Source organism: Lacrimispora sp. YZC11 (assembly GCF_057543815.1).
On the sequence record NZ_BAAJYQ010000021.1, the window covers coordinates 147,422 to 161,940 of the forward strand.

General features: G+C 41.9%; 14 protein-coding genes. 6 read left to right on the forward strand and 8 right to left on the reverse strand.

What is annotated here, in order from left to right:
• Nucleotides 1–15 precede the first annotated feature (15 nt).
• Nucleotides 16–1,473, reverse strand: a complete 1,458-nt coding sequence (locus AC27IJ_RS25800; RefSeq protein ID WP_487151436.1) for a sodium:solute symporter family protein — start codon at nucleotides 1,471–1,473, stop codon at nucleotides 16–18.
• 177 nt (nucleotides 1,474–1,650) lie between these two features.
• Here AC27IJ_RS25800 and AC27IJ_RS25805 point away from each other — a divergent pair, with 177 nt between their 5' ends.
• The 6 genes from AC27IJ_RS25805 (at nucleotide 1,651) to AC27IJ_RS25830 (ending at nucleotide 7,231) form a co-directional block, all read left to right on the forward strand.
• The gene (locus AC27IJ_RS25805) at nucleotides 1,651–2,358 is read left to right on the forward strand and encodes a LytR/AlgR family response regulator transcription factor (protein WP_312443798.1); all 708 of its coding nucleotides are present in this window, start codon (nucleotides 1,651–1,653) and stop codon (nucleotides 2,356–2,358) included.
• Between the two features lie 7 nt (nucleotides 2,359–2,365).
• On the forward strand, nucleotides 2,366–3,670 hold the full coding sequence (locus tag AC27IJ_RS25810) for a GHKL domain-containing protein (protein WP_312503013.1): 1,305 nt from the start codon (nucleotides 2,366–2,368) through the stop codon (nucleotides 3,668–3,670).
• A 228-nt stretch (nucleotides 3,671–3,898) separates the two neighbouring features.
• Nucleotides 3,899–4,861, forward strand: a complete 963-nt coding sequence (locus AC27IJ_RS25815; protein ID WP_487151439.1) for a methionine ABC transporter ATP-binding protein — start codon at nucleotides 3,899–3,901, stop codon at nucleotides 4,859–4,861.
• On the forward strand, nucleotides 4,861–5,544 hold the full coding sequence (locus AC27IJ_RS25820; RefSeq protein ID WP_312503011.1) for a methionine ABC transporter permease: 684 nt from the start codon (nucleotides 4,861–4,863) through the stop codon (nucleotides 5,542–5,544). The genes AC27IJ_RS25815 and AC27IJ_RS25820 overlap by 1 nt, the downstream gene beginning before the upstream one ends.
• A gap of 14 nt (nucleotides 5,545–5,558) precedes the next feature.
• Nucleotides 5,559–6,452 carry a MetQ/NlpA family ABC transporter substrate-binding protein gene (locus AC27IJ_RS25825; protein WP_312443794.1) on the forward strand — a complete coding sequence of 298 codons (894 nt, stop codon included), beginning with the start codon at nucleotides 5,559–5,561 and terminating at the stop codon, nucleotides 6,450–6,452.
• Nucleotides 6,452–7,231 (forward strand): DUF169 domain-containing protein, encoded by a 780-nt coding sequence (locus tag AC27IJ_RS25830; RefSeq protein ID WP_312503010.1) that lies wholly within the window; start codon nucleotides 6,452–6,454, stop codon nucleotides 7,229–7,231. The genes AC27IJ_RS25825 and AC27IJ_RS25830 overlap by 1 nt, the downstream gene beginning before the upstream one ends.
• Before the next feature lie 149 nt (nucleotides 7,232–7,380).
• Here the strand turns inward: AC27IJ_RS25830 and AC27IJ_RS25835 are convergent, their stop codons facing one another.
• From AC27IJ_RS25835 to ascF, 7 genes are all read right to left on the reverse strand, one after another.
• Entirely contained in the window at nucleotides 7,381–7,641 is a 261-nt protein-coding gene (locus AC27IJ_RS25835) for a GlsB/YeaQ/YmgE family stress response membrane protein (RefSeq protein ID WP_312443792.1), read from the reverse strand.
• Between the two features lie 257 nt (nucleotides 7,642–7,898).
• Complete coding sequence (locus AC27IJ_RS25840) at nucleotides 7,899–8,651, reverse strand: hypothetical protein (RefSeq protein WP_312443791.1); 753 nt, start codon at nucleotides 8,649–8,651, stop codon at nucleotides 7,899–7,901.
• Between the two features lie 71 nt (nucleotides 8,652–8,722).
• The gene (locus tag AC27IJ_RS25845; protein ID WP_312443790.1) at nucleotides 8,723–9,145 is read right to left on the reverse strand and encodes a hypothetical protein; all 423 of its coding nucleotides are present in this window, start codon (nucleotides 9,143–9,145) and stop codon (nucleotides 8,723–8,725) included.
• Nucleotides 9,146–9,254: 109 nt separating this feature from the next.
• Nucleotides 9,255–10,673: a sensor histidine kinase gene (locus AC27IJ_RS25850; protein ID WP_312443789.1), complete on the reverse strand. Its 1,419-nt coding sequence runs from the start codon at nucleotides 10,671–10,673 to the stop codon at nucleotides 9,255–9,257.
• The gene (locus AC27IJ_RS25855) at nucleotides 10,674–11,327 is read right to left on the reverse strand and encodes a response regulator transcription factor (protein ID WP_312443787.1); all 654 of its coding nucleotides are present in this window, start codon (nucleotides 11,325–11,327) and stop codon (nucleotides 10,674–10,676) included. It abuts the gene before it with no gap.
• Between the two features lie 243 nt (nucleotides 11,328–11,570).
• On the reverse strand, nucleotides 11,571–13,001 hold the full coding sequence (gene ascB, locus AC27IJ_RS25860) for a 6-phospho-beta-glucosidase (RefSeq protein ID WP_312503005.1): 1,431 nt from the start codon (nucleotides 12,999–13,001) through the stop codon (nucleotides 11,571–11,573).
• 1 nt (nucleotide 13,002) lies between these two features.
• A complete protein-coding gene (gene ascF / locus AC27IJ_RS25865) occupies nucleotides 13,003–14,409 on the reverse strand; it encodes a PTS cellobiose/arbutin/salicin transporter subunit IIBC (RefSeq protein ID WP_312443785.1) in 1,407 nt (468 codons plus the stop codon).
• Between the last annotated feature and the right edge of the window lie 110 nt (nucleotides 14,410–14,519).

A 14,519-nucleotide genomic window follows, 5' to 3' on the forward strand; every position in this document is an offset into this window, starting at 1 on the left:
TACCCGAAAAGGTGATCAGTCATCTTCCTCCGGAATCAGTTCCGTAGTCTCTTCCTTAGGCGGCATGGCAAAGGAGAAAATAACAAAACAGATGAATGCTGCAATCAGTCCGGGTATGATGGGCTGGCTGAATTTGAACCCAAACAGCACACCTTTGGCAATATGCTCCAGATATACGACAACGATAGTTCCTGCTGCCAGGGAAGCGATGGTCCCTGCTGATGACGCCTTTTTCCAGTAATGTCCCATGACATATGGAAAGAAAGAGCCCGCCGCGCGAAGGGTAAAGCAGAACATTAGGATGGATACGATACTCTGGGTATTAAATAAAGCAATCAGCATGGAGGCCACACCTACGAGACACATAACGATCTTTGTAACTTTCATAACGGACTGGCTGGAAGCGTCCGGCTTTAATACTGCCTTGTAAATATCGTTGGAAAAGATTGATCCTGCCCCCAATAAGTCGGAATCCGAGCTGGACATAGTGGCCGAAATAATGCCGGAAAATAAAAGTCCGCAGACAACGGCCGGCATAGTATTAATCGCCAGGATGGGAAGTGCATAGCGGGCTCCCACATCTGCAAACTGTTCAGAGCTGAATTTCCCCATATTCATTAATGCCAGGGTTATAATACCGAGAATTGTAGGAATAAACGCATAGATAAAATTAATAAGCGCTGCCAGCCAGGCGCCGCCTCTTGCAGCCTCCTCATCTTTAGCGGCATAAAAACGTGATACCGCCTCCTGTCCCACGGAGAACGTAGCAGTGTACATGATAATAAGGGAAATAATCCCAAATAAATCATAGCCCTGGAACATACTTAAAGTCCCCTCCGGAATATTAGCTGTCACATTACTCCAGCCCCCTGCGTACCGGAGTGCAAAAGGAACCGCTATAATCATACCGATAACGATCAGGAACACCTGGACAAAATCTGTTAAAGTAACGCTCCATAAACCTCCCATAATGGAATAAACAGTTACCACCACCGCTACGATGATGACTGCCACCTGATAATCAATACCAAGCATGGTGGACAAAATGACTGCTGAAGCAATAAACTGTCCTGCCGTAAGCCCAACCAAAGGAAAAAGCATGATAATAGCCGTGATAATGCCGCAGGACTTATTGTAACGTCTCCGGAAATATTCAGGTACGGTCTTAACCGTTGCCGCCCTGAACCGGGGAGCAAAAAAGCTTAAAATAGCAAATGCGATTCCCATGGTGATTATGTACCAGGCTGCACTGAGTCCAAAGCCTGACATCCCGTTCTGCACCACTCCAAGAGAGCTTCCTCCCCCAATTTCCGTAGCTGCCAGTGTTCCGGCCATAAGCAGCGGACCAAGACGGCGTCCTGCCACCAGAAAATCTGTATTAGTCGAAATCTTGGTGGATGAATACCAGCCGATCCACAACATGAGCAGCAGATAAATGATAACGATGGCAGTTACAACAACATTTGCTCCCATAAAAACCCCTCCTGTTTTCTGTAAGAAAATTCTTTTGTAAATCCAGTTTAGCATACTCTCCGGCCCGGTCACACATCCGATTCTGTCAATTACCCACCAAATATGCAGATTCCTTCTCTTGTCTTGACTTCTGCCGGAAATCTAAATACAATGGAATGAGATCGGAGGGACTTTTCTATGCTGCGAATTGCCATCTGTGACGACAGCAGAGAAGACAGGAAGTTAATTCTTGACTTTGTGTGCGACTACTATAAAAAGCATGATATGGATGCTCAGATTGATGATTTTGAAACTGCTGGAAAGTTACTTTCCGCAGAGGAAACCTATGACATCTATCTGCTGGATGTCATTATGCCTGTCATGACCGGCATAGAAACCGCCAAACAACTGCTCAAAAAGAACGAAGCTCCTGTCATCATATTCATCACTTCATCCTTGGAATCTGCCGTAGACGGTTACCGGGTCAACGCCGCAGGCTTCGTCCTAAAGCCCTTAGTCCAGCAGGATTTTGAAGAAACCTTAAGGCGTGTCATGGAACAAAATTTCAAATCCAGGGAAGCCTCTATTTCCATTGTACATAACCGGGTCCCCATGGAGCTTAAGCTAAGCCGGATCCTGTATTTTGAAAACAGACTGCACCGGGTCTACATTATCCTTAGAAACGGAGACATCCTTTCCAACCACCAAAAACTTAATGAACTTCAGGAAGAATTAAAGCCGCAAGCCTGTTTTCTCCGGTGTCATCAAAGCTACATCGTAAATCTAAACTACGTAGAAGCCTTGGAACCTATGGGTTTTTTGATGACAAACGGACAGACCGTTCCTGTTTCCCGCAATTTCTACAAAGAATGCAAGCATGTATATTATCGTTTTCAATTAAAGTGAGGCCGACATGAATGATGCAGCATGTAACGTCGTATTAAATCTGATTAATGTGGCAGTCCGCATGATGCCTATTTTCGTTTGCCTGGAGCCAAAGAGGAAGAACCGGGAAAACATCGCGGCTGTATCGGTTTATCTATGGGTCATCATGGTATCCCTCCAATCCCTTTTTAACATCAGCGAACCTGTTTTTCTCGTCGTCCAGGGAATATTCTCTTGCTTCTTTTTTCTTCTGCTTCTCATATTTTTTAACGGAGAATTGATAAAAAAGGTATTTCTTTATTTATCTGCCTGGCTTTTTGCAGTCCTGTCCATGTCATTAAACGAGTTTGCCGCCTCAGTTTTGGGTAAATCCATATTCCTTTCCTATGGTCAGATCTGCGTCATCGTCTCTTTCCTGTCTGCCTGCGGATTCTTTATTTTTGTCCGATACTGGCTGAAAGGCAAGACCGGCCAGCTTTTTATCCAACTGTCCAAACGCTCTCATCTGCTCCTTGCCGCGTATCCGGCCATTTCCCTGGCCATTTCCCTGTTTGGAACCTCCACCATATTTTCCAGAGAATCCATTGCAAAAAGAGGCTTTGAAGATGTAGTATTCTATTTGGCCTTCTGTACCATGATCCTGGTGCTTTATGTCATGATTCTGGACGGTACCCTGGAAGCTGTTTCCAGAAAGAAAACAGAAGAAGAACTTTTTTTTGCAAGGCAGCTCATCGGTAAGCAGAGAGAGCATTACAACCAGATGTTAGAACATGCAGATGAGCTTCGGATCATCCGCCACGATTTCAGGCACCACATCCACGCTCTTCTCCATATGGACAAAGACCAGCAGAGAAAATACTTACTTGACTTAAACAAGGAGCTGGATACTCCGAAAGAGCAGAATTACTGCGAAAATCCGGCCGTCAACCAGGTCCTTCAGGAATACGGCACCCGCTGTCAGGAAAACCAGATCGAATTCGTGGCAAGCCTGGATATATCCGCCCACATCCCTATCGATGACCTGACCCTTTGTATTGTCATAGGCAACCTTCTGGAAAACTCCATGGAAGCCTGCTTAAAGCTTAAGAAAGGCCGCTTTATCCATTTGCAGGCAAGATGGATGCAGGATCATCTCATGATGCTTGCGGAAAATTCCTACAACGGCCAGATCAAAGAAAGCGGGGGAAGGCTTTTATCCAGCAAACAGGATGGGGGTCTGGGGTTTTTAAGCATCCGCAGGATATTAAACCGGCCGGGAGATGACTTTGATGTATGCTTTAACGATACCACCTTTACAGCCATGGTAAATATCATGGACCGCTCCGGCATCTGACAGGCTTTCACCCCAATCCTACCGCAGCCGGAGAGGAATCTAACATTTACATACCAGTTATATATAGAAATATCCTATAAATACTATGTATTTATAGGATATTTCAATTTGACTAATCCATATAGGTAAGACATAATAAAATAGATTTTATTGAAACAGCAACTTTTTGCTGCGGACTTTTCTATATACTGATACAGAATAAACTATAACAACAGATTAGGTGCAGCCGTGATAGAAATAAAAAATATAAATAAAACGTTTGGAGATCTGCAGGTTTTAAAGAACATCAGTCTGACCATAGAAGACGGAGAGGCCTATGGACTTGTAGGCCCCAGCGGAGTTGGAAAATCCACACTATTAAATTGTCTGGCCGGACTGGATTCTTATGAGTCCGGTTCTATTATTGTTGACGGTGTGCCTCTGGAATCCTTAGGTGAGAAACAGGCAAGGCTGTTCCGGAAAAATATGGGGATGATATTCCAGAATTTTTCTCTGGTGAGCCGGAAAAATGTATACCAAAACATTGCCCTTCCCATGGAATGCTGGAAAGTGCCCCGATCCCAGATTAAAAAAAGGGTTTATGAACTGGCAGAAATGGTGGGACTAAAGGAAAAATTAATGGCCAGGCCCGCAGAACTAAGCGGCGGTCAAAAGCAGAGAGTCGCCATAGCCCGGGCCCTGACCATGAACCCCAAATACATCCTTTCTGATGAAAGCACGTCCTCTCTAGATCCCAGCATCACCGTCTCCATCTTAAATTTATTGGATAAGATACGGAAAGAAATGGGAATCACCATTATCCTGGTTACCCATGAAATGTCGGTGGTACAGCAATTTTGCCGCCAAATGACGATTATGGATGCCGGTACGGCGACAGTCTCCGGAGATGTTAGAGAGCTTTTCTTCCAAAAACCCCCTGCCCTGCAAAAGCTTCTGGGCATAAATGAAGGGGAAACCATTCCAAAATCAGGAGTCAATGTTACCTTCGGACTTGCCTTTGACACCCTGTTATGGGAATTGGGGAAATTAATGGAAAAACCCTATAAAATCATTAATTCGGATTTTATTGAATTTCAAAACCAAAAGCATGGCAATGTAACTATAAATATAAATGCAGAAGATTTGCCCGTTTGTGAGAACTATCTCCAATCCCGCGGCATCGTTTACCGGACCGAGAGGAGGGCACTTTGATGAACACCATATCGCAATGGCTGGAAAGATCCTATTTACTGCAATATCTTCCAACGGTAATCCTTCCGGCTATCTTCGCCACCCTTCAGATGGTTTTTGTCTCCGCCGTTTTATCCATCTTTTTCGGCATGATCCTGGGCATTATTCTCTTTATCACGGATAAAGATGGGCTTTCTCCCAATCGAACGGTGAATTATGTCCTTGGAAAGATAACAGATATTATCCGGTCATTTCCCACTATGATATTGATTGTTGCCATTGGGCCGCTGACCAGACTGGTGCTTGGAACAAGGATCGGAGCGGAAGCTGCCATATTTGCAATTACCATCGGCTGTACGCCATTTGCAACCAGAATGACGGAGAATTCCCTCCAGACAGTGGATCCTCAGCTCATAAAAGCTGCCAAGGCCTTCGGCGCTTCCAAGCCTCAGATAATATACAAAATCATGTTAGTAGAAGCATTGCCAAGCCTTGTATCCAATTTCACCATAATGATGATCAACATGCTGAATATGACAGCCATGGCAGGAGCCGTGGGAGCCGGTGGGCTTGGGGCTGTCGCCCTGACATACGGATACCAGCGGTTTGACTATGCAATTATGTATTTTGTAGTTATCATTCTCATTCTGTTCGTTCTTCTGATCCAGGGATTAGGAAAAATGATACATAACAAGCTGAATTAGTAAAGGAGAAAATTATGAAAAAAAGAACATTATTTTTAGCTTTAACTGCCATGCTGGCAATCGCAGGCACAGCAGGATGCGGGAAAAATGACCCCACGCCAAAAACAGAAGAAGCCACGCAAGCCGCAGGAAGCCAGGAGACCACCAAAAGCGTGGAAAACAAAAAAGAGGCTTCTAAAAAAATCGTAATCGGAGGAACCTCTATATCTAAGGTTTACTACGATGCTATTAAAGATATCTTTGAAGCAGAAGGTTATGAAACGGAATTTAAAACCTTTGATTCCAACCCGGTGGTTTTAGAAGCATGTGCAAGCGGAGAAACGGACATGGCACTGGGACAGCATAAAAAATTTGTTATGAGTTACAATAAAAATAATAATGCAAATCTTGACATGGCAAAGCCATACGCCATGTATACAGGAATCGGCCTGTATTCTGAAAAATATTCCTCAGCCTCAGAATTCCCTGACGGTGCAAAAATTGCAGTGATGAACGATGCCATGAACGAAGACATTGCCCTTCGGATTCTGGAAAACCAGGGTCTGATCAAGTTGAATGCAGACCAGAAACAGGCAACAGTCGCCGACATCGCGGAAAACCCAAAAAAGCTTGAAATCATTGAGTTGGATCAGGGACAGACCGTGACCACTTTATCTGATGTAGACGGTGCATGTGTTTTCTTTACCCATATGGCTGCAGCAGATAAGGATGCCTCTTCTTATATTGCAAGAGATTCTTCCATGATCAATTACCCCATGGGCGTCATTGTAAGGAAAGAAGACGTGGACTCCGACTGGGCGGTTGCCTTTGCAGAATGCTTTAAGGATCCGTCCGTTCAGGAAAAGATAAACAAGGCATTTCCAAATGTATTTGAATTCTATAAAAGCGACGATCAGGTGAAGGAATAGTGGCTGACCATTGGAAAGAAGATGTTTCAAAATTATATGCTTCTCTGAACCTTACCCGTAAGGCCGTAGGGGTAAAACTGATTGAAACAGAAGCCGAATTTCAAAGAATGGAAGCGGTATTTCCTCAAAAGCCCATCCGTTACTGCCAGATGGTGAAAGGAGCCAGCGCAGGGCACAGCATTAAGGCCAATGCAAGCTCTTTCTCCTGCCTGAGCGGCCCAAGAGTTCTTGGAATCAACCATGCCGATGAAAAAAATGCTCACGGAGAAAACTGGGCCAGATTAGGACTTTACTCCAGCCGGGAATTAAGCGCGCAGGTACGGGCAGGGCTTTCCTACTCCCAGCAACCGATGTACGGAGTGTTAGTACAACCTTTAGAAAAGTATGAGGAAGCACCGGATGTGGCCGTGATCGTGGCAAATCCCTACAATATCATGAGAATCACCCAGGGATACGCTTATTCTTACGGCATGCCCGGAAACATCAATATGCTGGGCAACCAGGCCGTCTGCCTGGAATGCTCCGCAAGGCCATATGTGACCCAGGACATGAACATTTCCCTGTTATGCATCGGTACACGGCATCTGGCCGGCTGGGGAAAGGATGAGATGGCCGCAGGAATCCCTGCATCAAGATTTTCCAAGGTAGTTGACGGGATTTTTCAGACCATTAACATCATGGAAGACGATGAAAGCAAAAAAAGGATTGCGAAGAATTTTGCGGAGTGCGGGATTCCATTTGATATGAAATATCAGTATAATTACTATAAGGATTGTTAAGGCAGTTTAAGAGCATGCAAAAAGGGGTATGTCAAATAATCTGTACTGTATTCTACAGTTTATTTGGCATACCCCTTTTGCTTAAGCAAGCGTATCCGGATCGCTTCAGGATATTTTTTCTTATGGCATGAACAGCCTCGTTAACTATTTTACTCAGTCTTCTGTCTTCTTACTGCATTTACGATACATAATAAAATAACGGAACCCACGACAGAGACGATCAAGCTCCAGATATTAAATCCGGTAATGCCGGTTCCTCCAAGAAGGCCCATCAAAAACCCGCCGATTAAGCCGCCGATGATCCCTACCACGATATTGGCGCCAGCGCCCATACTTTTATTATTACCAGTGAACATACTGGCAATCCAACCGGCAAGAGCACCAATAATAATCCAACTTAAAATTCCCATCGTTTATTACCTCTCTTTAAAAGAATTATTTATAATGAAATTCATCATTATTTGTGTAAAAACCTGTCAGTCAATAAATTCAACATATGGAACGGATCATTTACTCGTACTGACATACGGGATACCGTGTATAAGTTTTTGTCCTTATCAGGTATTTATAGTTAGTTTGTACCATAATTGTATTTTTTATACACAGCATAAAAAAAGGTACTGTTTCCAGTACCTTTTGAATAATTGAGACCGTATGATCACAGTGTTTACTCTTCGCTAAGATTTAATCCCATAATTCCTGCCTGAACTTCATTAATCCTGTCATTGGCGATGATTGCTTTCCCTTTTACACCCTCCAGACTATTTATTATCTCTCCATCCGGTACATTGGGGTAAGCTCCATTCTTATACTTCAATACAGAAAACTGAGCCTTGGTTTCGTTATAATACGGAACAATTAATTCATGATAGCCGTTGTCTAACTTATCACTGACAACGATTGGTTCATTTATTAATGTAAACTCCTGAACAACGTGCAGCTTTCCACCATTTTCAGATAACAGCAATGCACTGCTTCCACCAGAGCCGCTGGTGTAAGGACCTGTAACCATAACAAATATTTCATCCTTGCCGTCATCATTCAAATCAATATAGTTATAAAAATAATGTGTTGTTTCATAATATTCCTCCGGTACCTCCATATCTTCAATTATTAGATCTCTTAGTTCTTTAAACGGCTTTGTCTCTGCTTTCATGCCCGTTATGCCTTCCGGTAATTTCAGCATTGGAACTTCACTGGTCTCTTTTTCATTGGCAACCGATGTTTCTTTTGAATCAGCATTCTCAGAATATGTACCTTCTGTCTGGGCTGACTCTTTCTGGGCTGCTTCCTCTGTTACTTCTGCAGCCTTAGTATCCTTTTGAGCGTTTAATGTTTTGTTCCCGCAAGCACTTATGGACAGTGTTACTGTAATTGCAAGGCTTCCTAATAGTAGTATTCCGTATTTTTTGTTCTTCATCTGAATATCCTCCATTTGTTTTTAGGTTATACTGTATTCTCACAAATAAATGTAACAAACTTGTATTATCTCTACGGGTTTTTTAAATATTTTTCCCACTGCATTTCCAAGGTATCATCTTTTCCCCCCGCCGGCTGAATGAATAATATCTTGCCGCTTTCCTCTTCCAAAGTAATTTGATATTTAATATCCTTTATTGTCAGAGAACCTTTCCAAATAAGCATAGAACTTGATGGCGTCTCTGAGTCAATTAATAAGTAAGGAGTTATATCAATCTCTCTTAATATAGGACCATATATACTAATCTCCAAAACAGGAATCTTACTCAGCTCCCGAAAGCACTGTCTGCGTGCCTCGTATAAACTAAACCTGTCTCCTGTTTTAAGTTCAATATGCTTTAAATTTGCATTGCCGTCAGTTAACAGCTTCATTTTTTCCTCTATTGTTAACGTATGTTTTTCTAGTTTATCCATCTGAAAAACGTTCATATCCATTTCTTTTATCTCACTCAGCAGCTTCCGGTCCTGATATTGGAAATAAAGATATGGAAAGATCAAGATTGCAAATGCTAAGACAGCTACCTTGGCCAGATATAATACATAATTAAATGTCCTGTTCATCTATACTTCCTTTCCATATCAATGTCACCGTAGTGCCTTTACCGACTTCACTCTCAAACAGCATTTCACCTTTATGAATATTCATAATGTTAGAACAAATAGCTAATCCCAGACCTGCTCCCCCATCTGCTCTGGAACGGGATTTATCCACACGGTAAAAAGCTTCCCGAATTTTCGAAATTTCCTCTTTTGGCATACCCACCCCGTTATCCGTAATTGTAATCCACACATTACCACTCTTACAGCCAGTTTCTATAGTAATCTCACCATTCACGCCAGCCGCTTTTCCACCATTATCCAATATATTCAATAAAACATTTTTCATAAGTTCCATATCTGCTCTAATAGGAAAATCTATAGAAGATCTTTTTACGGCAATTCTCTTTTTGTCAAAAACGGGTTTCATTGCTTCCAAAGCATCTTCCAACAAATTCTGAACTGTACTGATGGTATAATTGGGTATTGCATTCTTTTCTATTAACAACTGCATCATCCTGTTAGAAAGTGCCTCCAGTCTCTTTCCTTCCGAAATAATATAGTTCACGGCATATAGGAAATCCTGCTCCTCCATTTTGCTTCTCTTTATTAAATCTGCATACCCTATCATGGCAGTAAGAGGCGTTCTGATTTCATGTGCCAAGCTTCCCGCAAGTTCTTCCTGCTTTTTTGCTGTTTCCTTCAGCAACCGGATTTTTTCTTCTAATTGTTCCGCCATACCATTAAAATCGGATGCCAGGATGCCAACTTCATCCTTCTCCTTATATTCCACTCTCTCCGTGTAGTCTCCTGACCTGATCTTTTTCACTGCATGAATCAATTTATGAATCGGTTTTGTTAACTTTATAACATTGACAGCGTTTATCAATGCACTTATGGCCCCTACAATAATTACAGTTATTATAAATATTCTTTGCTGCTCCGCTTTCTCCATAAAAATCTGTGTAAGATCTTTATGAACCTCTATTTTAATAGGTTGCCCAAGCAGTTCTGTCAGAACCGACATTTGTAAGATATAACCTTTTGCATTCTTATCTACACGGTAAACTATCCTATAAAGAGATAATTCACCACACTCTTTATCTAAAAATCCTGCATCATCGTTCTGAAATAGTACCTTTCCACTTTCATCGCTTATTCTATAAGATTCTTCATACCAATTATCTTTCAAGATATCAATTGCTTCCCCAATGCTTTTCGTTGGTTCCTTATACAATGCACTGCTATCATTCGCAAGCAGCGTTACCAATTCCCGATGAATGTTTTCGATATTTTCTTTTTCCCTCTCAACCTCCAGCAGATATGCCTTATGGAATGTCATTGACAGCAGCACAACCCCTTCTAATGTCAATGCGAATAGAACGACCAGAAATGTATTTGAGAATATCTTCCAGGAAAGCTTCATTTAATCCTCCAAACGGTATCCAATTTTAAATACAGATACCAATTGATCATATAAATCTAATTTTTTACGCAGCCTTTGTATATGCATATCAACCGTTCTACTGTCTCCAGTATACTCCCCTTCCCATACTCTCTCATAAATTTGCTCTCTGAATAATGCCAAATTCTTATTTTTAATAAATAGCACCAGCAATTTAAACTCTTTCTCTGTTAATGTAATCTCCCGTTCATCCTTTGTTACCTTGTGAGATGATACATTCACTGAAATATTCCGATAAGACAAGATTTCATCTGTTTTATAATACCGCCTGAGCACGTTTTCAATCCTGACCTGCAATTCCTCAATTTGAAAGGGCTTTGTCAGGTAATCATCAGCACCTAACTTGAACCCCTTTACTTTGTCCTGCACACTTCCTTTTGCAGTCAAAAATATTACCGGAATTTCCATAGGGCGGATAAATTCCATTAATTCAAATCCATTGGCCTTTGGCAGCATGATGTCCAGAAGAATCAACGAATACCTTTTTTCCAAAACCTTATTTGCAGCCGCCTCCCCGTCATAGACCTGTTCACATTCATACCCCATCGTTCTCAAGCTTAGCTTGATAAAATCAGATATAGGTTTTTCATCTTCGACAATCAAAATATTATGCATTTTTATTTCCTTTCTATCCAGCTTCCCATTTCCCATTTAATAAGTCAGATCCAGAAACTAATTTATGGTATCTGTTTATATTCTTCTTATTATCTCATATTGTTCGCCTTACTATATATAAAAACATATATATGTATCAATCTTGTAAAAAACCGGAAGACAACACAAGTAAATAATAATACGTGATTTTATAAATTACAACATAAAAAGGACTCCACACTCTCATGTGAAGTCCTTCTTCTGTCAGTCTATATCACTTCCATTGCTTTCAATTACTTTTTTATACCAATCAAAAGATTTCTTTTTTCTCCGCTGCAGCGTCCCGCTTCCGTCGTCTGCCCGATCCACATAAATAAAACCATAACGTTTACTCATCTCTCCTGTAGATGCAGAGACAATGTCAATACAACTCCAGACCGTATACCCCATTAACTCCACTCCGTCATCAATAGCTTCTTTCATTGCCTGAATATGGCTTCTCAAGTAATCAATGCGGTATTCGTCCTGTATGCTTCCATCTTGTTTTATCTCGTCTTTTGCACCTAAACCATTTTCAACAATAAACAAAGGTTTTTGATAACGATCATACAACTGGTTCATGGTAATCCGGAGTCCCAGCGGGTCAATACTCCAGCCCCATTGACTTGTTTTTAAATAAGGATTCTTTACAGAACGGATAATATTGCCATCACTAGATGCTTTATCACTCATATCCGCAGCCACGCAGCGGCTGGTATAATAGCTGAAAGAAAGGAAATCCACCGTATTTTTGAGAATCTCTAAATCCCCCTCTTCCATGATAAGGCTGACTTCCTTATCACGAAAGAGTTTTCGGGCATAAGATGGATAAGCTCCCCGTACCTGCACGTCAATGAAGAACAAATTTTCCTGCTCTTTTTTCACAGACTCCCAAACGTCCTCAGGATTACAGGAATAAGGGTAAAAACTGCCTCCTGCAAGCATACAGCCCACCTGATTGCCAGGATCCCATTCATGTGCAAGCTTAGTGGCCAAAGCACTGGCTACCAAAATATGATGTGCGGACTGATAGGTAATCTGAGCTTTATTTTCCCCTTCCTTGAATGCAATTCCCGCTCCGGAAAAAGGGCTGTGTAAGATAATGTTGATCTCATTAAAAGTCAGCCAATATTTTACTAATCCAGAAAACTCCTTAAAACAGGTTTCCGCATAGCGCAGGAAAAAGTCCAAAACCTTTCTGTTTCTCCAGGAACCGTATTTTTCCACCAGCCCCATAGGAGTATCAAAATGGCATAACGTTACCAAAGGTTCCATACCATATTTCTTACACTCCAGAAAAATATTACGGTAAAAATCAATTCCAGCCTGGTTGGGCGTTTCCTCGTCTCCAACAGGAAAAAGCCTTGACCATGAAATAGAAGTACGGAATACTTTAAAACCCATTTCCGCCATTAAAGCAATATCTTCTTCATAATAATGGTAGAAATCAATTCCCTTATGGCTGGGGTAATACTCCTCTTTCTGCAATTCAGGACGGGGAACTTTTCCTGTCTTTACTTCCAATCTTCGCGCACCATGAGGAATTACGTCAATATTACTTAACCCCCTGCCCCCTTCACGAAAGGCGCCTTCCGCCTGATTGGCGGCAATGGCTCCTCCCCAAAGAAAACCCTCCGGAAATTTAAAATCGCTCAAATTATTCCTCCTCTTCCGGAATATCCTCGAAACCAATCACCAAAGTCAGTATAAACGACAATACAATAGACAAAATCGTAATACCTGCAATCCAGGCAATACTGGTTCCCGGATGTTCAGGATCAATAAACTGCACTCCTGTTAAAACACTGGGGGAAACCATGGAACGGCTGGCAAGTCCCCCGATTCCCGCTAAACAGCCGCAAACAAATCCTGTTATCAAAGATGCAATCAAAGGACGTTTTAAACGAACTGCAACACCGTAAAGAGCCGGTTCCGTAGTCCCTGCGATTAAAGCAGAAGAAGCTGCCGCAAGGGCGGTTTGGCGAAGCTCCCTGTTTTTGGTTTTTAAAGCTACTGCCAGGGAAACTCCGCCTAAGGAAAGGTTTGCGCCTATTTCAGACGGCATAACAGTTCCTTCCATTCCTGTATCAGAAATGGTCTGCAAAATCGTAGGGGTAAACACCCTATGCATGCCTGTAATAACCAGTAAAGGCCAAATTGCTCCCATAATACCAACCGCCAGGAAACCAAGTTTTGCCTGTACAAAGAATACGAATTTAGAAATTGACGTACCAATTAAAATTCCTGCAGGTCCGATGATTAAAATAGCAATAGGAGCCGCAATTAATAAAATCAACATTGGCTTTAAGAAGTTTTTCGTTACTGCCGGCGTAATTCTGTCAACGCCCCGTTCAATATAAGATAAGATCCAGGTCATACAGATCGCCGGAATTACCGTATAGGTATATTTTACGGACGCTATGGGGACTCCCAGAAAATGCGCCGCCGTTTCTCCAACAGTTACAGCCTCCATCAAACCGCGGAAATCCGGATGAATTAAAGTTCCCGCAATGGCAATGGCAAGAAACATATTTGTCTTAAATTTCTTAGAAGCAGAAGCTGCTACCATCACTGGTAAGAAATAAAAAGCACCGTCTCCTATGGAGTTAATAATCTTATAAGTGTCACTGTCCGCAGACAATATGTTTGCCATAGCCAACAGCATAACTAATAATTTCACCATGGAACCGCCGATAATTGCAGGAATTAATGGAGACATGGTTCCCACAATGGCATCTAATATGTTATTTCCGATTTTCTTTAAGGTCAAAGGCTCTTTCTTCTCTCCCCTTGCAACCTCACTTTGTTCACCAAAGTCTCCTAATTTTAAAATTTCCTGGTAAGCAGTTCCAACATGGTTTCCGATAATAACCTGAAATTGCCCGCCCTGCTTTACAACTCCCATAACGCCGTCAATGGCTTTGACTGCCGCATCATTTGCCTTGCTTTCATCCTTTAAGACAAATCTCAAACGGGTCATACAGTGAGTAAGGCTGGAAATATTGTCGATTCCCCCAATATGTTCCACAATCGCTTTTGATACAACCGCATAATCTCTCGCCATCTTTACATTCCTCTCTTATCAGTTGATGATTTTACATAGTTTTCGCTGATTGTGATTATACTGTCTATCAAGTTCCTTGTCATCAGTTCTAAGGCGTAAAAAAACAAGTG

Excerpts from the sequence above, each read along its gene's own strand:
- AC27IJ_RS25850 (WP_312443789.1), bottom strand. The coding sequence starts at position 10,673 with ATGAAGCTTTCCTGGAAGATATTCTCAAATACATTTCTGGTCGTTCTA.
- AC27IJ_RS25800 (WP_487151436.1), bottom strand. The coding sequence starts at position 1,473 with ATGGGAGCAAATGTTGTTGTAACTGCCATCGTTATCATTTATCTGCTG.
- AC27IJ_RS25835 (WP_312443792.1), bottom strand. The coding sequence starts at position 7,641 with ATGGGAATTTTAAGTTGGATTATTATTGGTGCTCTTGCCGGTTGGATT.
- ascF (WP_312443785.1), bottom strand. The coding sequence starts at position 14,409 with ATGGCGAGAGATTATGCGGTTGTATCAAAAGCGATTGTGGAACATATT.
- AC27IJ_RS25845 (WP_312443790.1), bottom strand. The coding sequence starts at position 9,145 with ATGGATATGAACGTTTTTCAGATGGATAAACTAGAAAAACATACGTTA.
- AC27IJ_RS25805 (WP_312443798.1), top strand. The coding sequence starts at position 1,651 with ATGCTGCGAATTGCCATCTGTGACGACAGCAGAGAAGACAGGAAGTTA.
- AC27IJ_RS25840 (WP_312443791.1), bottom strand. The coding sequence starts at position 8,651 with ATGAAGAACAAAAAATACGGAATACTACTATTAGGAAGCCTTGCAATT.
- AC27IJ_RS25855 (WP_312443787.1), bottom strand. The coding sequence starts at position 11,327 with ATGCATAATATTTTGATTGTCGAAGATGAAAAACCTATATCTGATTTT.
- AC27IJ_RS25810 (WP_312503013.1), top strand. The coding sequence starts at position 2,366 with ATGAATGATGCAGCATGTAACGTCGTATTAAATCTGATTAATGTGGCA.
- AC27IJ_RS25825 (WP_312443794.1), top strand. The coding sequence starts at position 5,559 with ATGAAAAAAAGAACATTATTTTTAGCTTTAACTGCCATGCTGGCAATC.
- AC27IJ_RS25820 (WP_312503011.1), top strand. The coding sequence starts at position 4,861 with ATGAACACCATATCGCAATGGCTGGAAAGATCCTATTTACTGCAATAT.